Here is a 20,462-nt window from a genome sequence, read left to right as displayed (position 1 = left end):
TTTCTTTTTAATTGAAAAATGACAGGTAACAGGAGAACTTAAGAATGGAAAATAAAGATTGGCATTCCGCTGATATCATTGCTGAATTGAAAAAAAGAGGTACAACACTATCAGAAGTGTCACGTACTGCCGGGTTAGCATCATCAACTCTTGCCAATGCTCTACAACGCCACTGGCCAAAAGGAGAACGTCTTATCGCAGCCGCACTAGGGCTTACACCGGAAGAGATATGGCCTTCCCGTTATGAGAAAAAATGAGCAAAAATAAGACCCAGCATAATGCTGGGTTCATTTACAAATCATCAAACCTTACTGACAGTCAGTTGGCAAGTTTCAGACCAATAATACCAACAATAATTAGACCAAGACTCAATATCCTGGCAAAGTTCGCAGATTCCCCCAATACCATGATACCGAAAATCGCTGTACCTACAGCCCCAACTCCCGTCCATACCGCATAGGCAGTTCCTACTGGTAAGTTTTTCATGGCATAAGCCAGTAGCCCTACACTGACACTCATCGCACTGATGGTAATTAGACTCGGAACTAAACGAGAAAAACCCTGAGTATATTTCAGGCCCACAGCCCACACAACTTCAAGTAAACCTGCGATGAGAAGTATCAACCAAGACATGCCTTTTCACCTTATATCTAATGGAAAATTATCCAATGAAAAGCGGGGCCGTCCCCAATCAGATGGCGTTTATCCAGGTCGTCCCAGATAACGATAAGAAATGCAACTGGATTATAACTATCAGATCAGAGAGTCGCAACGTGTAACAAAATCGAGTACAACAAAAAACCGCAACCTCTAGACGAAGAGGCTACGGTTATTTTTAAAATAACAACACGCGATTATTTGACGCGGGAAACGTATTCGTTAGAACGGGTATCAACTTTAATGACTTCACCGATTTGTACAAACAGAGGTACTTTCACTACCGCGCCAGTGCTCAGAGTAGCTGGTTTACCACCAGTACCTGCGGTATCACCTTTCAGGCCCGGATCAGTGTCAACAATTTCCAGTTCAACAAAGTTTGGTGGAGTAACAGCGATAGGGCGGCCATTCCACAGAGTCAGAATACATTCTGCCTGATCGATCAGCCATTTTTCATTGTCACCAACGGCTTTCACATCCGCAGCTAATTGCTCGAAAGTTTCGTTGTTCATGAAATGCCAGAATTCACCATCGTTGTACAAATAAGTCAGGTTGATATCCATAACATCTGCACTTTCAACAGAGTCTGTTGATTTAAAAGTTTTTTCCAGCAGTTTACCAGAAATCAACTTGCGAATACGGACGCGGGCAAATGCCTGCCCTTTACCAGGTTTGACAAATTCACTGTCAAGAATAGCGCACGGCTCGCCATCTAACATGATTTTAAGACCTGAACGGAATTCATTGGTACTATAAGTAGCCATGGAGATCCTCTAATTTTTAACGAAATGGCTTAGCCAAAAAATGGCACACATTATAACCCAAATTCACCCTGCCAGAGAAGTCTGGCTACAACAACTTACGGATGTTATCACTGATCCCAATGAGTTGTTGCAATTGTTGTCCCTGAACACGCACGCCATATTGAAAGAAGGCAATGAGGCGCGATGTCTATTTCCTTTACGTGTGCCAAGAGCATTTGTATCACGAATGAAAAAAGGTGATCCGCGTGATCCCTTATTACTACAGGTTCTCACTGCACGAGAAGAGTTTGATATTTCAGCTGGTTTTTCCACTGATCCATTAGATGAACAACATCCTGTGGTTCCTGGATTGTTGCATAAGTATTGCAACCGCGCTTTGTTACTGGTCAAAGGAGGTTGCGCAGTAAATTGCCGTTATTGCTTCCGGCGCCATTTCCCTTATGAGGATAATAAAGGTAATAAAAATAACTGGCATGCGGCGCTCAATTATATTGAACAACATACTGAGCTGAATGAGATCATCTTCTCTGGTGGTGATCCGCTTATGGCAAAGGATCATGAACTGGATTGGCTAATTACTCATCTTGAATCCATCCCGCATATTAAGCGGTTACGTATTCATACTCGCTTACCTGTCGTCATCCCCGACAGGATCACTCTTTCATTATGTAACCGTTTGGCACAATCAGATTTGCAAGTGATTATGGTAACCCATATTAACCATGCAAACGAAATTGATGATGCTTTTCGCAATAGCATGATGCGATTGAAACAAGCGGGAGTAACACTGTTGAATCAGAGCGTCATGTTGCGTGATATAAATGACAATGCCGATACTCTGGCAGACTTAAGTAATGTGTTATTTGATGCGGGTATCTTACCTTACTATATCCATGTGCTGGATAAAGTTCAGGGAGCTGCACATTTTCTTGTCACTGATGAAGAAGCAAAATCCATTATGAGGGAGCTATTGGCTAAAGTCTCCGGCTATTTGGTTCCGCGTCTGACAAGGGAAATCGGTGGCGAACCGAGTAAAACACCGTTGGATTTAGGCTTAGGGCGGCATTAACTCATCAAAATGATGTTTACCCATCACTAATTCAACAAACTCACCGTCGAAAACATTTCATAATGGGCAGTGCACAGAAATTCAAACGATTAGGCCACTTATCGTGTTACAAAACGTTTTTCTGGACATTGCCCACACTTGCACACCATGTTCTTTGCTATATCTTCTTACTGATACCTAGGGACATTTATAGACTTGTCCAACCATTTTGCTATCAAGGGGAACAAAACTACCTAACAGATTTTCTGATGGGCTATTTGCACCATAAATAACATTTCCCCCCATTGCAGCCACTTTATTACGTAAATCATTAGCCGCGCCACGCATAGAACTGCTCTCATTACCAACCCCATTGAACCAGTTGCTCTGAGTACCAGTCACTTCACCTAACCGCTGACATTCGCTACCCGGCTGAGTATCCACAAAACGTACATTAGAGCCAGTGGAAGTTAATTGATTATTCGTTGTACAACCAGCCAGCAGTAGTACTGACATTCCGAGCAAAATTTTAATTCGCATTTCTTCCCTCATCGGTTATTGGAACTTATACCACAATGATAAATATACCCTTTTGTATTTCATTAAGAGCAAAAAGTAAAAAGGCGAGCAGATATTTTCTGCTCGCCTTCAAACTTTTATCCTAATGGATGGGCAATTCCATCATCAGGATGAACAGCACGTCGGGTAGCAGCAGTACATTACTGCACCGCCGCCCCCTAAGAACCGTACGTGCAAGTTTCCCTGCATAGGCTCAAGCCTTTATAAGTTTATGCTTATGCATAGACCGACGATTTTATTACCGAGTACCACAAGTTTGAGATATTGATGCGCTAACTAATGTTACTGCTCTTATCTCAAATTCCTCATTACGTCTGCCATTATGTTCACGACAGAAAGGCACAATATACCAACCCCTATCAGTACTACCAACTTTTTGGACATGCGCACCTACTTGTGCCGAATTCCTACAAGAAAGTACACTGCATTCATGAGGATTTTGCCTTGTGTGATTTATCCAATGGTTTAACCAACTGCCACATCTACTACAGGTATTATCACCAGTGCCATTAATATTTCTAACTCTCATTAATTATCTCCGTTATCAGTTTAAAAGCTGGTTAAGTATGCTCAGAACTTCTAAATTCACTCTATTCAATAGCAATAACCAACCTCATACTAAGAGTTAATTAAGTGATTTAATTTAGTTAAAAATGCCATTCCATGGTGAATGCTTCTGTGACAATTTGGGTGCAACATTATCAAGTTATCGATTTTGTCCCCGCCTCCATCTGTTCTTCGAATAATGTGATGGATATCCCAATCTTCATCATTCTTAAACATTTGTCCGCAGACTGAACACCTATATCGTTGGCGTTCCCATATCGTCCGCAATTTTCCGAGGTAGAGTTTGTTTTCCTTCCAGTGCTTAATTTGGCGCTGTTCGAAATACAACTCATCACTGCGGTCGTAGAGATTAGACTCCGATTTTATCTTGATATGCCGCTTAATCGGGATGTCTTTACTTCTGAGCAATCGAGCTAGCTTGCCCTGAGTATCAACACACTGGAATACCCATTGTTCAACGCCCACTGCGTGAAAATATTTCTCCTTCACCCAGCGTTTATTGCGGTTCTGGTGCTTACGACAGCATCAACGCCAAAGGAGCTTCCAGACACGGTATCCACATAGCCAAATGTTTCTTTAGCCACAACATGACGATGATAATTTGCTCAGCCACGTAAAACCGGATTGAGCAAACGAATCAATACATCCTGTCTGACCATAAGGTTACTTCTGACTATGCCCCGAAGTTTCTGGAGATGATTTCGCAAGTTTTTCTTACTTGGCTTGATTAACATCTTACCGTGATACTTACGTAAATTTTGTCCCAGAAAATCGAACCCATCTGCAATATGCGTAATAACCGTTTTTTCCGGTGACAATTGCAGCCCTCGCTTCGCCATAAAAGCTTCAACTAAAGGTTTAACTTCATTTTCAAGCAACTCTTTCGAGATACCCGTAATAATGAAATCATCTGCGTAACGCACATAATTGACCTTGGTCTTATAACTGGCTTTGGTATTCTTCTTCCCAAAATGGGTTTCGAGTACCTTTTCCAGCCCATCTAGTGCCATATTAGCCAGCACTGGCGAGATAATACCGCCTTGCGGTGTTCCTTCCGCTGTTCGATAAAACAATCCTTTATCGATAAAACCCGATCCAAGCCACTGCTTCAGCATCCGTTTGTCTATTTGAATATTTTCAATTAGCCATTGATGCCCGATCAACGGGGAACACATTTCCCATTGGGTCAGGTGTTCTCCGTTGTTTTATCAGGAGAATACCATGCAACAAAATACTACCCCAGCCACGGTGCACCCGGCTGAACTATCCCCTTTTGCTGAAATTTTTCCGCACACCGGTTCACTGGAACTGATGCTGCTGGAACACACGTTCATTAAAGCCGCCGCGGTGCTTTGTGACTGTTGTGCTTTAATAAATTCGGACACTTTGGTAAAGGAATAGAATGACTTTAATTAAGGTGTCTTTATGAAACGAAAATCACCCCAAAAATCTACCGATAACTTTAAAAGAGAAGCGGTCAATCTGGTTGTTGAACAGGGCGATACAGTCCCACAGGCAGCTGAAACCTTAGGTATTCCAACAAAACTCCTGTATACGTGGCGGAAACATTATGTTGAGCAATCTAAACCCGGTGCTTTAACCCCCGATGAGCGACAGGAGTTGTTGCAGCTTCGTAAAGAAAATAAACAGCTGAAAATGGAGAAGGAGATCTGAAAGAAGGCGAGCGCCTTCTTTGCGAGAGAACTGCTGTAAGATGTTGGTTCATAAAAGAACATGCAGAGCCATTTCCCATTTGCCAGTTATGTCGCGTGATGAAAGTCAGTCGTTCCACGTTTTATGCCTGGCAGGCAAAACCCGTTCGGTTACTTTCTGATGAGCAACAAGCATTACAGCGAAAAGCGACGACGCTCTTTAAAGAAAGCCGGGAAAGTTTAGGCTATCGGATGTTGGCAAAAAAATTACGCAAAGAAGGCTTTACCATCAGTGACTATCGGACCCAAAAGCTCATGAATCAGCTCGGATTATCCGTCAGACAGCGGCAGCGCTACCGGGCTCCGCGCAAAGGTAAAGCGATCTCAACAGCCTGTCATCTACTTAACCGGAACTTTAATCCGTTGGCGCCGAATGAAGTTTGGGCAGGATATATCACCTATTTGAAGACGCCCGAAGGTTGGTTATATCTGGCTATTGTGATGGATTTGTCCTCACGTCGGATAGTGGGATGGCAGAGCTCAACGGAAATAGATACGACCTTGATCAGCCAGGCCTTAATGAAAGCGTATCACTTACGTCAGCCGTCACAAGGCTGTGTTTTTCATAGTGATAGAGGGAGCCAATATACAAGCCAGCAATACCGGGACTTGCTTAGCAGTTATGACATGAGAGCAAGCCAGGGGATGTCGGGGCGTGTTGGGATAACGCTGTTGTCGAACGTTTCTTTGGCAGTTTGAAACAGGATTGGCTCTTCAAAACCCATCATGAAAACCAGGCAGAGAGGAAAAAAGATGGATTGGATTACCTGCATTATTACAATTTAACACGATTGCACACGGCCAATAATGATTTAACACCCGTGGAATCTGAAATGGCCTTCGTAAAAGTGTCCGATTTTTCTTGAGCAGAACACCCTGTGGTTTCGGCTCGAATGTTTCGCTGTCTACGCTTCGTCTCCTTTGTTACCGCCGGAAACGCAAGACTCGCTACGTAGTGGTCTGGCTAACCCCTTTCTACGACGGGACTCTCACCCGCAAGATCAGTACAGCTTTGCCCAGCGCACCGTTCATTACATTTATCCTGTTCCTATATAAAATTTATCTTCCTAACTTTGCTGAGGAACGAGATCAAATTCAACAAACAACTCTATCTTGAAAAATAAAAAAATCACTATGAACAATGTACTATATACTTTTTCATAATAGTGAGAGTATCAGCATGTGGTGTTCCATTACCCCGTGTGCCACGCGGGGGTAAGGAATACTCCTATCATTTTGAAAATTTATATAGGCACTAAGTCTTAACAATATACACCTTCATTATTAAGTTTTATTTTTTGAAGATCCCCCATATTTAAATTAAATACCCACTTCAACAACACAGTAACAACTCTAATATTAAGAGTCAGAAGTTATTTCAATTTAATTATAAAAGAATGATATTAGCCTGCTGATTATTTTTATTGTTTATAATTTATTTAAATAAATTATTGTATAAAATACATATAACAACATAAGTGAATTTTATGAAAATTATGATTGAAGGCGAGATTGAAATACTGGATGTCTGGGGGGAAGGTAGAATTATTGATTGCCTTTCCAGAAAGTATCCTTGTAAAGCGTGGGAAGAAGACCTTCATATTACGGGGTTTCCGAATGCAATTAATGTAAACCATAAAGATCAAAAAATTTCTAACGGCCCCGATGAAAAAAAAGACATTCCCAATCTCAGCCCTGTTGATAGCTATGACTATCCAAAATTCAACATACCAGACGGATCATGCAAATATATCACATTAATGGGATCACCATTAAATGATGAAACCATGAAAGAGATGATTAGAGTTTTCAATAAACAACCTAGGCATGGTGGTATTTTTCTTTATGGTCTAGATATTGATGTAACATCTAAATTTGAAAGGTTGTTAAATGAAATTGGTAATATACCAAGAAAATATAAGGTAATACACCATAAAACAGATGTTATATCAAAATTAATACCGCCATTCAATGAAATTAAATTATTAACGACTCATCACGTTGATGTTTTTGCCATTCATCATCGTGTACCTGGGGATGAACTTTAATTCACATAGCTGTTTTCAGTTCCAATAATATACCTTGTACTATAATTCATAGTAAAAAGCCACACATTAACGTAATACCGCTCACTTAAGCAAATTAAGATAAGCCATAATCGGCCTCAGATGATTGTCTAAGGCCGATTTTTATGTCTGAATTTTCTCGTGAACTCCAAGCTACTGTGGAATTGAATTACCCAGAATCCCTGGATGCCTTCAGTCAAAACATTCCGATGGAATGGGTAACTGAAGCGGTTAAAGAAACGGGGCGAGCCGCCGTGCGAAAACGTCGATTCACCGCTGAACAAGCCGTCTGGTTAGTGCTGGGTATCGGTCTCATGAGAAATCGTTCTATCAATGATGTTTGTGACAAATCTCAATGCTGTTATTAGATTTGGCGTTTCCTGACGCGAAAGGGGAACTGCCGTCATTAGCTTCAAGCAGTATCTCAAAAGCCAGACACCGAATTGGTGCTGAACCCTTGCGACACCTTTTTCATACCACGGCCACCGAATGGGAAAAAGAAGAGACGGCTTATTCCACGTGTGGCTTGAAAATCCTCTGTGTGGATGGCACCCAGTTTAAAGTGCCCGACACCGGCGAGAATCAACAACTGGGTTATGCCTCCGGTAAAGCGACCTTTCCCTCTGTATTGGCGGTGACCCTGATGTCCGCCCGGACACACTTTATCTCCGATGTAGCGTTTGGCCCCATCAGCCAAAGTGAGATTAGCTACGCCCAACAACTGGTGGACTCTGCCCCCGAAAATACCCTGACGTTGTTTGATCGGGGCTTTCTCTCGGCAAAGTTATTTCAGGCATGGCAGGGCACCGGCAAAAATACCCATTGGCTCACCCCGATAAAAAGCAAAATGCGTTATGACGTCATTCAGGAATACAGTCCTTATGACAAACTCATCAAGATGCCGGTATCTCCCCAAGCCCGGAAAATGCATCCTCACCTTGAAAAAACTTGGCGGGCGCGCCTTATTCTGATCCCGGAACCGAAAGGCGAAATTAAAGGTTCTATTACCTCTCTGGAATGCCCTGTGACGTATCCCCTCAAAGAGATCCTGACCGTGTACTGGGAACGATGGGAAACCGAGGAAGGATATGGTGAACTGAAACAAAGGCAACTCAATAATACCGCTCTCCTGAGAAGCCAGACACGGGCAGATATCTATCAGGAATTATGGGGCATACTGATCGCCTACAATCTGGTTCGGCTGGAGATGAGTCGGATGGCAAAGGCCTAGCGTGTTGAACCGCTTAGGATAAGTTTTATCAATGCGTTACGGTTGATACAGGATGAATTTTTATGGTGTTCAGGACGCAGTCCGGGCACGATACCGCAAAAATTAAAAGCCCTCAGGAAAAGTGGTAAGTGGCTGATCTTACCCCAAAAGCGAAAACGTCAATCGATTCCAAGGCAAGTACTCTTCAAAGCACCCTGTTACCCTTATAAAAAAAGAACCGCTCGTGCTTAAGCGAGCGGTATTACGCTTTAAATAGAGTTGTATGCTCGCGTAATAAGAGCTACTTTTTTAACTGGCATCCATTATTTCCCGCAAAAAATAAAGCTATGTCCATTAAATAAGCCCATGCGCGGAATCGTAAGTTCCTGCGTAAATATACGCTAAGATTAAGATGCACATTTACTTCGTTTTTTTAACCAAACACAAAAGGAGCACACTCAATAGACAACTTTTTTTACTTCATGCCATTGTCACCCTGATCTTCAAGGTGACAGCCATTCCGCTGACCATCCTGAAAATAAAACCCAACCTGTGGTATGGTTTCAGAACGCAGCCCACTCAGAATGACGAAAAGATCTGGTTCCTTCAATGGATATGGTTCGTATGCTGAACTCAGGCTCTGAAGCAATCATGAGCACCATTCGTCTGGCACGTAGTTATAGCTAAATCAGCATAATTTGACTCAGTCTACATGCCTCATAAACAATGCAGCCTTGTTATTTGAATTTAGATGTTACGTCATGTTATTTTGGTTCTGCTATATACCTACCCACTACCCAGCGCGATAAAATCATCAAATTCGAAGATGACTATCATGGTCATGCTGACTGTCTGCTGATAAAAGCAGGTTCAGGTGCCTTGATTATCGGATAGCCAAATTCTCCGTGAGTTACTGCCGATCTTTCCAAACACACTCTGACCTGTGTCTACAATGATTTGAATTCTATGCATAAAGAATTCGAAAAGTTACTTTCTATCAGAATGTAATGAAATGCGATGCGATGTTGAACGCTTCAAGAGATTTTTTCATTTAATGCAGGAGGAAGGTGTGTATCTGGCACCACCTCCATTTGAAGCCGGCTTTATATCCATTGCTCATTCGAAAGAAGATATTCAACGTAATGTTGATGCTGTAGCTCGTTGTTTTATTAAGTTGAAATAATTCATTTTCTATAACACCACAATGGTTAGTGGTGTTATAGAAAAAGCGACTACCCCTTTAATAATAATTCCAAGTGCGATGGATTCACCAAAAATAAAATTATCTTCCCCAATAAAAAATTGTCTGTTACATTAATCCAATTCTGTGATTATTATGTCAACGCATATTAATTATATGATATTTTAAAAAAATTTAATATAAGACCAATAGAATTTAAGTTATGTATTGGGTAAAAAAGATCGTATATTCACTTTGCACTTCGTTTTAAATCTTTCATTAAAACCAACAAAGGATATACATTATGAAAATTCAAAAACCTTCAATAAAAATCTATGGCTCATTTATTGCTATTACTTTACGTAGAGGGCTCAGGCCAGGTGATGGTGTGAATGGAAGAGGATTTCGGCGCGGATAATTTTAAAATATAGAGATAAGAAAGGATCGATGAAATTATAAACCTTGCTTATCTCCTATAATTTATTTCATTTATCTATACCCATCGTATTTCAAATTTCATTTTTTTTGACTATGCTATTTTATTCTTGATAACTACAAACCAGTAAATTTCCTTTAAAGATAGGTAAGCTATATCACAAAGGAATTAGCTTCCTTATCATTACAATGAATATTGAAATTCATAGGGTATATTCTGGAATTAAAATTAGACATGAATGATAAAAAAGAAAAACACTTCATAAAGAAAAACAATATTATATACACAATATTGGATGAAGAAGAAATAATATTACTAGACAAAGAAAATGATGTATACATCGGGCTAATTGGAGCAGCAAAAGATATTTGGACGTGTAATATGAAACTAATTTCAATGCCTGAATTAATTAAAGAACTAAAAACAGATAATGATATTGACATAGATAATCTAAAAGAAGCTCTCTACTTATTAGAAAAAGAAGGACTAATATTTGAATATATTATCCAATGAAATAAACATACTCTTGAATACACATAAATTCGTAAAAGCCATGAGTATTTTAGATAATAGCAGTCTAGTTTATACAAGATTATGCATACAATTTTATAAAGATTATTTAGACAACAGGAAAAAGAATAATGTCATTGATATTTATAGTAAAATTTATCATATAAAAAGATTTTTACGAAAAATGCATGATAAAGATGGGATGTATAAAGAAGATAGTACTTGTTATACATTATCACTTTGTATTCAATTATATTTGTATTCTAATGGTTATGATTCAAAGTTAATTTATGGTTTAACAAAAGTTGACCAAAGAATATTTGGACACGCATGGGTTGAATTTAAATATTCTCGATTTAATAAGGAAGAAGTATTTAATCCAGGACGAGTAAATTTGGATGAAATGAAAATAATCGATTCAAAAATAATGGTTGAGGATTTATTAAATTATGTCTTTAAATAAAAATAAATCATTTTGGATTGTCACAAACCTAGCATTTTACAATGCTGATTGTTACATTTTAAACTTGAAAAATTTCTATGAGAATTTAAATGATAGCCATGATTTCATACAATTTGAAGAGCAAAGTTATAATTGCGTAGTTATATCATCGAAGATTAGACCACCAATTGATAATATCAGAAACAAAAAAATAATTTTAGATGGTTGGGTAAAAGATGAGTGTTTAAATACAATTATAGGAAATAAAAAAAGTGATGAGATACATGGGGAGTTTTCTCTCGTGTACTTCAATGAAGAAGGTTTAAATTTCGTCACTGATTTTTATTCATCAATACCAATTTATTATTTTTACAATGGCAATAATTATATAATAACAAATGATATAAGGGCTATCATTATATATAATGGATTTACAGTAAATATAAATTTTGAATCAGTTTTACTTCACCTTGGTAATGATATTTCTATAGGTGAGAGTGAATTGCCAAATAACAATACTTTTTTTATGAATATAAAAAAAATACCAAAAGGTAGTAAAGCTACGATAAAAAACAATAAATTTTTAACAAAAGAAATTATTAATTATAATTTTAAATTTGATTCATTATCATTTATCAAAACGGATTTAATTACACAATTTAAAGAGAAATTTAGAGAATCAACAATAGATAGAATGAAGAATGGCTTAACTGCAATTCAATTTAGTGGAGGGTTAGATTCTGGAAGTATACTGGCAACGGCAATAGAAAATAATTTAGATTTTTTATGTGTTAATATGAGTTTTAAAAACAATGACTTAATGTATAGTCAGGATTCTGAAATAGTCAAGAAAGTATCAAAATATCTGGATAGACCTTCTTATATTTTATGGGCTGACAATACATTAAGATTTCAAAATAATTTAATAGATAATGATCCCTTATTGTATATCGATGGGCCAGAACCACGCGCAAATAGCCTGGCATGTTTACAAATAGATCAATTAATAAATGAATTAGATGCCGTCCAGGCAATAACGGGAGAATCCGGCGATGTGATTTTAGGCGAACAATTTGATGAAGTTATATTAGACTCTTTAATTACTTACGGTGCAACTAAAAATGCATTTGAATTATTTAAGGTAATAAGTGAAAAAAGAAAAACACCTCCTTATAATATGCAATATTATATGAATTTTTATAACCTTTTTTTGTCTAAGTTTAATAAGAGGTTAGCAAAAAAAACATATATAAAGACACAATGGCAAGATGGAATAATTAAAGTGCCAGAATACATTTGCCAATCAAAAAATTTTTCAACTAATAAACTGTGCAGTGATGAATATAAAAATATGTTAGATGGACATAGATTTATGTTAGATTTTTTATGGCCAAAAGCAAGATACTTTGACTCTTTGAGTTTAAATAGTTTCATGGCACACCCTTTTTTAGATTTGAGGCTGGTTAATTTCGTTTTAAAAATACCACCTCATGAGCATATATACATCGATTCAATAAAGTATGGATCATATTTTTCAAGTAAACGATTAGCCAGAGAATCATTTAAAAAAATAATACCTGAAATATTTGAATTTAAAAAAGAAAAAACTTCTTATGAAGGAATGGCAAAAAAAATATTATTAAATTCCAAGTCAAGTTTACATGAATTATTTTTTTCTTTTGATCATTGCTTGGTTTATAAGATGGAATTAGTAGACAGAAAAAAATTTATAGAGGCTCTTACTGTATATTTGTTGAAGGCGGAGGATATGGATTCAACCTTTGATACAAACTATCAATTTATACATAGTGTTATAAACCTTGAAATATGGCTAAGAAATATTACAATGGAAAAAAACAGGCTTATTGATCGAATAAAACCAAGAAAAATTAAAATTCAAATTGATGCAGAGAAGATTAATTAATAATGAAAAAATATTTACTATCTAAAAACATCTTCAACATATTGATGAATGGAAAGAAAAAATATTTAATACTTATTACTTTCTTTCAAGTTGCATTAGGTATTTTACCTGCTATTACTTTATACCTAATGGGTTCTGCAATTAATAATCTAAGCAATGAAAGCTTATATTTATTGTTAATATTTTTCTTATGTGTGTTAATTGTTTTTAGTGAGATAATTGAGATTGTTGAAGCGGTAGCTTCTAGTATAATAAGTGATTTTGCTAAAAAAAACGTAAGAGAACTTTTAATAAGGAAAGCTTCATCACCTAATAGCATAAATCATCTTAATGAAAAAGAATTTCAAAATAATTTTTATCTGACTGAGTCAAAAATAGATCATATATCTGATTTTATTGGTGATGTCTCACAATTTATGACTGGGTTTATAAGTGTAATTTCAATTTCCACCTTATTATTTAGTTTAGATTGGTGGATACCGTTTACAGTTATAATTGGAATGTTTCCGATAATCTATGCAAGATTCAAAGCTGAATCTAAAATTTGGGAAATTGAAACTCAATTTTCTTCTGAATTTAGTTATATATCTAAATATTATGAATGTTTGACAAGAATTGAGTCCTCACACTCTATAAGAGTTGATAATTTTCGAAAAACTTTATTTTCAAAATGGGATCGTACTTACAATATAATATTGAATAGAGTTTTTAAAGAAAGATTCAAAGGTGTTAGATTCTTAGTATTTTGCTCTATACCAGGTTTATTTTTATTAGTTTTTACCCTATATCAGACAAGAGAAAGCATTAACCCTACACCTGGAAATCTGATGATTATATTCGGTTCTATTATGCAAATTAGAACTAGTTTAACAACATTGATAGCCAATTTTTCACAACTCATTTATGGTTTTTTATCAACACTATCTCTTGATAAAATCGAAAACTCAAACTATCGTTATGTTGATATTGTATCTAAAAATGACAATGAAAATATTATAACTATGAGAAATGTTAATTTCTCCTATAATAGGATGAAAGATAACGTGCTGAATAGCATAAACCTACAATTTAAAAAAAATAAAACATATATACTTGATGGTGAAAATGGAAGTGGTAAGAGTACACTTACAAATATAATTAGTGGATTATATTCAAATTTTTCAGGTGAAATTTCATCAAGCATTAATCCTGAAAAAATATTATATATTTCTCAAAACTTTAAACCTTTACCCATCACGTTGAAAGAGTTCATTGATCCTTTTAATAAATTCAATAACAATGACCTTCTTAAGGTTATGCATCTTTTTGAACTAGACTTCATATCTGAAATAGATTTTAACTATTATTTGGTTGAGGGATTTGAGAATTATTTAAAATTATCAGGAGGGCAATGGCAAAGGATTTTAATGTCTAAGTCATATTTAAACTATTTAAGCTATGATTTGATTTTATTAGATGAAATAAACTCAGCATTAGATTCAAATGGTGATAATTTATTTTACATGCTTATAAATTATTTGAATTCAAGAACAACTTTAATAATAATCAGCCATAAAAAAATAGAAGATTATTTAGATGATAACGCTGTTAAGGTTAAACTTATTAACAAAAGAAGATAATATAATGGGAATAAAGGCAAGTAAGTTTACTGAGAATGAATATTCTGAGTATTCCACATGGTTTAATGATGAAAGTGTCTCAAAATTTTTAGGTGACATCGATAACGAATGGCTGAACTGTACTTTAAATTCACCTGAGATATCACAATTAGTATTTTATGATAATAATGTACTTATTGGCGTTGTTGGCATTTGTTTACCAAATATAGAACATAATTATTATACCATGCTTGAATTTGCGGTTAACCCTATTTTTCATAAACATGGTTATGGTACTAGGATCCTTAATTACTTAATGAATTGTGAAGAATATAAAAAAACTAATACTTGGAAAGCAATAATGTCTTTTGAAAATAAAAACGCTCTGTCTTTTTTTAGAAAAATGGATGGAAATATAACAGCATTGAGGATAGTGAATATGTCAAAATTTTATTTGAGAAATAATTTTCTTTGCATAAGTATTTTTCTATTAATTTCTTCAGTTATTATTTTAATGAAAGGCAGCCATGCTTCGTCTAATACAAATGATATTAATACTATCTTTATCTATATTACAGGAGGAGATATGGAGTCCGATTTTAAAATAGCAACTGATGATATTCAGGAAATACTTTCCGCTAAAAAACCCGATAATTTAAACATAATAATTCAAACAGGAGGTGCTTTAAAATGGCATTTACCACAAATTAAAAATAATTTTATTCAGAGATGGAAGGTTGTTAATAATAAATTAAATTTAATAGATCAGCTACCTGATCAAAATATGGATTCATCAAATACGTTATCATCATTCATTACATGGGGATTAGAATCTTTTCCTTCCAATTCATATTATATTTTCTTTTGGGGGCATGGTTTGGGGGCTGCAGGAGGTTATGGAGGTGATGAGAATTATGGAAATAAAAAAATGAGCATCAATGATATGGCTCTTGCATTTAAAAACAGTTCTGTCAAACAAACTAAATTTGAAATCATTGGATTTGATAACTGTAAAATGGCTAATATAGAAACAGCATACGCGCTTCAACCTTACGGAAACTATCTTGTTGGCTCAGTAGATTATACACATAAAAATGGATGGAACTACAAGGATATTATTGAATCATTTAACTTATATTTTTCCTCAGAAGCTATTGCAGCAAAAATTTTATCATCTTATGTAGAACAATCTATCACACAAAATGATGCATCTGATGACATTCAAGGTTCTGTGATAAATTTAAATCAAATAAATGATCTTGTTGAGTTTGTTGATAGAATATTTTATAAATTATCTTCTAATATGAAAAAACAAAACTATATTAGTAAAATAGAGAGAGCAAGAAGAGCTACCGAAGATTATGAAAATGAAGCAAATATGATTGATTTATATGACTTCATAAAAAATCTTAAAACTGAGTTTACTGAAACCCTATCCAATACAGATTTAATTTCACTAGAAAATTATATTAACAAATCCATTTTATTGAATATAAAAACACCTGAACACTTAAAAGGTAAAGGAATATCAATATATTTTCCTTTACATGATATTTGTGATTATCCTGGATATTTAAATAATTATTTAAATAACAATAATCACTTTTCAAAAAACTATAGAGATAGTATTTACAAATATATTCTAATGAATAATGAAATTCAATGTAACAAAATCATTTTAGACGCTATTCATTGATTAGTAAGGGATGTTTGTACATTGATATTCACTATTACATTAAACTTCAACAATACCTATTTCTAAAAAATGCCCCGCTTCATAAGTAATACCGCTCGCTTAAGCACGAGCGGTTCTTTTTTTATAAGGGTAACGAGGTGCTTTGAAGAGCACTTGCCTTGGAATCGATTGACGTTTTCGCTTTTGGGGTAAGATCAGCCACTTACCACTTTCCCTGAGGGCTTTTAATTTTTGCGGTATCGTGCCCGGACTGCGTCCTGAACACCATAAAAATTCATCCTGTATCAACCGTAACGCATTGATAAAACTTATCCTAAGCGGTTCAACACGCTAGGCCTTTGCCATCCGACTCATCTCCAGCCGAACCAGATTGTAGGCGATCAGTATGCCCCATAATTCCTGTAGTGGTATAAGGATCTCGGACACCTCAAAAGCCTGCTAATGTTATTCACATGACAATGAGGTGTGACCATGAAATTGAAACTCACCAAACGCCAGTATTCCGCTGAATTTAAGCTGGAAGCGGTTCAACAGGTTGTTCTCCATCAACAACGAGTTGTCGATGTCGCCCATTCATTGGGGATCAATAACAGCACGCTGGGAAAATGGGTTCACCAGTACAAAGCCGAAATTCAGGGGATCACGCCTGTGGGTAAGGCGATGACGCCCGAACAACGCCAGATACAAGCCTTAGAAAAACAGGTGAAACGCCTGGAAATGGAAAAAGAAATCCTAAAGCAGGCGGCCGTGTTGATGAGCGAGATGCGCAGTGGCGCTATGCGTTGATCACACGGCTGAGCCCCCGATGTCCGGTGACCGAATTATGTCAAATGCTCCAGGTGTCACGCAGTGCCTATTATGACTGGCGGCAACGGCCGGTTGACACGGAACGTCTGCAGTTGCGCATCCGGGTTCGTGAACTGTATAACTAAAGCCGGGGGGCGATAGGCAGCCATACCTTGAGCCACCTGCTGACCAATGAAGGCTGGCCGGTGGGACGCTGGAAGGCCAGACGCTTAATGCAGGAATGCGGTCTGCAAAGCCGTCAACCTGGAGGGCACCGTTATCATCAGGTCGGAGAAGCGTCTCTCGTTTCCCCTAATCTCTTGCGGCAACATTTTGCGCCGGCTTGCCCAAATAGCCAGTGGTGCGGAGATATCACATCCGTTCGTATAAAAGCGGGCTGGAGCTATCTGGCCGTGGTGACGGATTTATTTTCCCGTCGGGTAGTGGGAATGGCCATCGCTTCTTCGCCGGATGCTGAGCTGGTCTGCCGGGCCTTGAATAACGCACTGGAAACACGTCATATTGAAGGACGGCTGGTTTTTCACTCCGACCAAGGTAGCCAATACAGGAGTAAAAAGTTTCGTCGCTTACTTTGGCAAAATAAAATTATTCAAAGCATGAGCCGCAAGGGTAACTGTTACGATAATTCCCCCATGGAACGGGTATTCCGGAGTTTAAAAAGTGAATGGAGCCCGCCTGAAGGCTATCGGGACATTCATGAGGCAATGCGGGATATCACAGACTATTTTGGCAGGTATTACAACGACATTCGTCCTCATCGCTTTAATGGGGGAATTTCTCCCGCTGAATACGAAAGACTGTGGGAAGAGGCTAGAAATGTGTCCGAAACTTCTTGACCACAACAGTCCAAAGCTGCTATTTGCCGTAATTTTGGTGTAAAAAGAACAACCCTCATTGACACATTGAATCGTATAGGTCAAGACAGAAAAAATAAACAGGAATGATGCCAAAGGTAGCCAAACGGATTACATGAATTTTTTAAAAAAACAAAAAAACCTATATTCAACAGGTTATCACGTTTTATCAAGTGCTATTCAAAATCGATTTTTCCGTTGAAAGCCAAACGTAGCAAGGGCTAAGAGGGAGCAAGGGAACAAATCGGGGCTATGGTCAGAAAACCTCTAAAAAAAGCATTGAATGCGTGTTTTGAAAGACTTAATTTTGGTCGTGACTCTAAAGCGTTAATTTGATATTCTTGTGTTTTTTTAGTGGAACCCACATGTGACTGTCAAGATAGAAGTTGTTTGCCGATATTGCGGTCAAACCGAACCTGTACGTAAACACGGGACAGGTAAAGCAGGCTTCCCGCGCCATTATTGCAAGGATTGCCGGAAAACCTTTCAACTTAACTATCGTTACAATGGCCATAAACCTGACATGAAAGAGAAAATTGTTGATATGGCAATGAATGGCTCTGGTGTGAGAGACACTGGCCGCGTTTTAGGTGTCGGTATCAATACGGTAATACGCACTTTAAAAAACTCTCGCCAAAACAAGTAACAACGAGACAGGCCGTTTACGAAGATGTGACTCTCATCTGTGAATTAGATGAACAATGGTCTTTTGTGGGCAACAAAAAACAACGCCACTGGCTTTGGTATGCATTTGATACAAAAAGAAAACAGGTCATAGCCCATGTATTCGGTCCGCGAACCGATGCAACCTGCCGCAAATTGCTCGACTTACTGACCCCTTTTAGCATTCGTTTCATCACGACGGATGACTGGGGGAGTTACACCCGAGAAATTGAGTCTGAAAAGCATTTAGTGGGAAAAATTTTTACTCAACGCATTGAGCGGCATAATCTCAATCTGCGTATTCATATCAAACGATTGGCAAGAAAAACAATTTGTTATTCACGTTCGATAGAAGTCCACGAAAAGCTGATTGGTGCATATATTGAAAAACATCATTACAACGCTTTGGAGTCATGGCCTTAATTTTTAATTTCCTGTATATATTGGTCGAATAAATTTAATTAAAAATAAATTTATTCGTTTTTAAAAGCATCTGGATACTTTAGTTCGTAATAAGGCATTTCTTTATCTTCTACTATATCTTGGCCTAAGAGCCCTTTGATATTAGGTATCTTATAAAAAAGAAAAGAAGCAAAAATTATGACTACCCCGAAAATTAAAACTGAATATCTAGCACCTAACCATGTGATAAGTAAACCACATAGTGATGAGCCTAAAGGGATACTTATTTGGGATATAAACAATACGAAAGCTTCAATCCGTGAGCGATAGCGATCTGGAATAGCGGAGGCTCTGGAGGAAGTGACAATAACATTGAACTGAGCTACACCTAGCCCAGCAATAAAAACAAGAAAATAAAGCGTATAGCGACTGGAAACGAAGGCTGATAAAACAAGGCTACACCCCAAAATTATGACACCCGATAAACATAAACGAAAATTCATTGAGTTATTAAAGCGTATGAGTGTTATCACGAAACTGCCAAATATCACTCCAGCCCCAAACAAGGCCAATAGGAAACCAAGTTCATAAGATGTGAAATGATAAAGTTTAACAACCAACAACGGCATAGCTATATTTAGATAAGGAGTAATAAAAAAGTTTATCAACATCATAAATAATGCAATATTTAACTCAGTTGGAACTTTTCTTACAGCAGTAAAACCCCGTTTAGTATCTTCATACCATCCAATGAAACTAAGTGGCTTAGTTTCATTGGCCTTATAATCGACAGGTAATTTTATATACATCAAAATTGCAAGCACAGAAAAAATTAGCAATAAAACTAACATTAATCTCTCACCGACAAATGATAAAAACACCCCACCTAACCCTGGTCCAACAAATAAAGTCAAAGACATTACGATAGACCTAATTTTAAAAGATCTTACTAAATCTTTTTTTTTGCCGACTAGATATGCAGAATAACTTATAGAAGACACAGTGAATATCATCGCTCCAACAGACAAAATAAGAGAAATGAAAAGGATCACTAATTCAGAGTAATTATCATGGCCTAGATATAGCATGGCTATCGCAATTAAAGTGACGATTGAACCTAATAAAGAAACTTTATATTTCGAGCTGGTATCCACTAATGCACCAGCAAAAGGCATTGAAATTGTATAAACCCACCAATATAAGCCTATAACATAAGATATAAATAAAGGTCCTTTAGGAATTGAGAGCCAAGTGAGGAAGAAAAAAGCCCCCCTGTTGGCTATCATAATTGAGAAAGTCACTAACTGAAACAAATTAAATTTGGATAAAATGGTTGACATACCTTCC

General features: G+C 37.0%; 19 protein-coding genes and 5 pseudogenes. 17 read left to right on the top strand and 7 right to left on the bottom strand.

Annotation, left to right across the window (positions count from 1 at the left end; all coding sequences use genetic code 11):
* The first annotated feature begins 44 nt into the window (after window positions 1–44).
* On the top strand, window positions 45–257 hold the full coding sequence (locus HGO23_RS03110; protein ID WP_038260439.1) for a helix-turn-helix domain-containing protein: 213 nt from the start codon (window positions 45–47) through the stop codon (window positions 255–257).
* 61 nt (window positions 258–318) lie between these two features.
* On the opposite strand, the gene sugE is transcribed toward HGO23_RS03110, so the two are convergent.
* Both sugE and efp read right to left on the bottom strand, forming a co-directional pair.
* Window positions 319–633 (bottom strand): quaternary ammonium compound efflux SMR transporter SugE, encoded by a 315-nt coding sequence (sugE, locus tag HGO23_RS03105; RefSeq protein WP_099135641.1) that lies wholly within the window; start codon window positions 631–633, stop codon window positions 319–321.
* A 221-nt stretch (window positions 634–854) separates the two neighbouring features.
* Window positions 855–1,421, bottom strand: coding sequence for an elongation factor P (gene efp / locus HGO23_RS03100; protein WP_099135642.1), 567 nt, complete (start codon window positions 1,419–1,421; stop codon window positions 855–857).
* A gap of 40 nt (window positions 1,422–1,461) precedes the next feature.
* Here efp and epmB point away from each other — a divergent pair, with 40 nt between their 5' ends.
* Window positions 1,462–2,490, top strand: a complete 1,029-nt coding sequence (gene epmB / locus HGO23_RS03095; RefSeq protein WP_209027944.1) for an EF-P beta-lysylation protein EpmB — start codon at window positions 1,462–1,464, stop codon at window positions 2,488–2,490.
* A 177-nt stretch (window positions 2,491–2,667) separates the two neighbouring features.
* On the opposite strand, the gene HGO23_RS03090 is transcribed toward epmB, so the two are convergent.
* The 3 genes from HGO23_RS03090 to HGO23_RS19545 all read right to left on the bottom strand — a co-directional run bounded on the left by HGO23_RS03090 (window position 2,668) and on the right by HGO23_RS19545 (window position 4,790).
* Window positions 2,668–3,009, bottom strand: a complete 342-nt coding sequence (locus HGO23_RS03090; protein ID WP_209027943.1) for a DUF4156 domain-containing protein — start codon at window positions 3,007–3,009, stop codon at window positions 2,668–2,670.
* Between the two features lie 657 nt (window positions 3,010–3,666).
* A complete protein-coding gene (locus tag HGO23_RS19550) occupies window positions 3,667–3,831 on the bottom strand; it encodes an HNH endonuclease (protein ID WP_244967939.1) in 165 nt (54 codons plus the stop codon).
* A 389-nt stretch (window positions 3,832–4,220) separates the two neighbouring features.
* The gene (locus tag HGO23_RS19545; protein ID WP_244589886.1) at window positions 4,221–4,790 is read right to left on the bottom strand and encodes a reverse transcriptase domain-containing protein; all 570 of its coding nucleotides are present in this window, start codon (window positions 4,788–4,790) and stop codon (window positions 4,221–4,223) included.
* Window positions 4,791–4,836: 46 nt separating this feature from the next.
* Between HGO23_RS19545 and HGO23_RS03080 the strand changes: the two are divergent.
* The 5 genes and pseudogenes from HGO23_RS03080 to HGO23_RS03060 form a co-directional block, all read left to right on the top strand.
* A pseudogene (locus HGO23_RS03080) lies at window positions 4,837–4,974 on the top strand (antirestriction protein); the annotation flags it as partial.
* A 66-nt stretch (window positions 4,975–5,040) separates the two neighbouring features.
* Window positions 5,041–6,193: pseudogene (locus HGO23_RS03075) on the top strand (IS3 family transposase).
* A gap of 621 nt (window positions 6,194–6,814) precedes the next feature.
* Window positions 6,815–7,375 (top strand): hypothetical protein, encoded by a 561-nt coding sequence (locus HGO23_RS03070; protein WP_209027942.1) that lies wholly within the window; start codon window positions 6,815–6,817, stop codon window positions 7,373–7,375.
* 143 nt (window positions 7,376–7,518) lie between these two features.
* Window positions 7,519–7,761, top strand: coding sequence for a transposase domain-containing protein (locus HGO23_RS03065; RefSeq protein ID WP_209027941.1), 243 nt, complete (start codon window positions 7,519–7,521; stop codon window positions 7,759–7,761).
* On the top strand, window positions 7,749–8,624 hold the full coding sequence (locus HGO23_RS03060; protein WP_209027940.1) for an IS4 family transposase: 876 nt from the start codon (window positions 7,749–7,751) through the stop codon (window positions 8,622–8,624). Before HGO23_RS03065 ends, HGO23_RS03060 begins: the two co-directional genes overlap by 13 nt.
* A 454-nt stretch (window positions 8,625–9,078) precedes the next feature.
* Here the strand turns inward: HGO23_RS03060 and HGO23_RS19895 are convergent, their stop codons facing one another.
* Complete coding sequence (locus HGO23_RS19895) at window positions 9,079–9,213, bottom strand: hypothetical protein (RefSeq protein ID WP_280529526.1); 135 nt, start codon at window positions 9,211–9,213, stop codon at window positions 9,079–9,081.
* Here HGO23_RS19895 and HGO23_RS19540 point away from each other — a divergent pair.
* From HGO23_RS19540 to HGO23_RS03020, 10 genes and pseudogenes are all read left to right on the top strand, one after another.
* Window positions 9,198–9,292, top strand: a pseudogene (locus HGO23_RS19540) (hypothetical protein); the annotation flags it as partial. The gene HGO23_RS19895 and the pseudogene HGO23_RS19540 sit on opposite strands and share 16 nt — an antisense overlap.
* A gap of 112 nt (window positions 9,293–9,404) precedes the next feature.
* Window positions 9,405–9,786, top strand: a pseudogene (locus tag HGO23_RS03055) (hypothetical protein); the annotation flags it as partial.
* Between the two features lie 301 nt (window positions 9,787–10,087).
* Window positions 10,088–10,201: a lariocidin family lasso peptide gene (locus tag HGO23_RS20020; RefSeq protein WP_425330507.1), complete on the top strand. Its 114-nt coding sequence runs from the start codon at window positions 10,088–10,090 to the stop codon at window positions 10,199–10,201.
* A 252-nt stretch (window positions 10,202–10,453) separates the two neighbouring features.
* Window positions 10,454–10,732, top strand: a complete 279-nt coding sequence (locus tag HGO23_RS03050; RefSeq protein ID WP_209027939.1) for a hypothetical protein — start codon at window positions 10,454–10,456, stop codon at window positions 10,730–10,732.
* A 40-nt stretch (window positions 10,733–10,772) separates the two neighbouring features.
* A complete protein-coding gene (locus HGO23_RS03045; RefSeq protein ID WP_209027938.1) occupies window positions 10,773–11,192 on the top strand; it encodes a lasso peptide biosynthesis protein in 420 nt (139 codons plus the stop codon).
* Window positions 11,179–13,095, top strand: coding sequence for an asparagine synthase-related protein (locus tag HGO23_RS03040; RefSeq protein WP_209027937.1), 1,917 nt, complete (start codon window positions 11,179–11,181; stop codon window positions 13,093–13,095). Before HGO23_RS03045 ends, HGO23_RS03040 begins: the two co-directional genes overlap by 14 nt.
* Window positions 13,096–13,097: 2 nt before the next feature.
* Window positions 13,098–14,714: an ATP-binding cassette domain-containing protein gene (locus tag HGO23_RS03035; RefSeq protein ID WP_209027936.1), complete on the top strand. Its 1,617-nt coding sequence runs from the start codon at window positions 13,098–13,100 to the stop codon at window positions 14,712–14,714.
* Window positions 14,671–16,389, top strand: a complete 1,719-nt coding sequence (locus HGO23_RS03030; RefSeq protein WP_209027935.1) for a GNAT family N-acetyltransferase — start codon at window positions 14,671–14,673, stop codon at window positions 16,387–16,389. Before HGO23_RS03035 ends, HGO23_RS03030 begins: the two co-directional genes overlap by 44 nt.
* Window positions 16,390–16,860: 471 nt before the next feature.
* Window positions 16,861–18,032: pseudogene (locus HGO23_RS03025) on the top strand (IS3 family transposase).
* Window positions 18,033–18,417: 385 nt separating this feature from the next.
* A protein-coding gene (locus HGO23_RS03020) for an IS1 family transposase (protein WP_209027934.1) occupies window positions 18,418–19,136 on the top strand; the annotation gives its coding sequence in 2 pieces (ribosomal slippage) (window positions 18,418–18,664 and window positions 18,664–19,136; 720 coding nt in all).
* A gap of 50 nt (window positions 19,137–19,186) precedes the next feature.
* Here the strand turns inward: HGO23_RS03020 and HGO23_RS03015 are convergent.
* Window positions 19,187–20,455, bottom strand: a complete 1,269-nt coding sequence (locus HGO23_RS03015; RefSeq protein WP_209027933.1) for an MFS transporter — start codon at window positions 20,453–20,455, stop codon at window positions 19,187–19,189.
* Window positions 20,456–20,462: the final 7 nt, after the last annotated feature.

Origin of the sequence: Xenorhabdus budapestensis (genome assembly GCF_017743015.1) — a bacterium.
GTDB lineage: Bacteria > Pseudomonadota > Gammaproteobacteria > Enterobacterales > Enterobacteriaceae > Xenorhabdus > Xenorhabdus budapestensis.
This window is presented reverse-complemented; position numbering and strand designations above follow the sequence as displayed.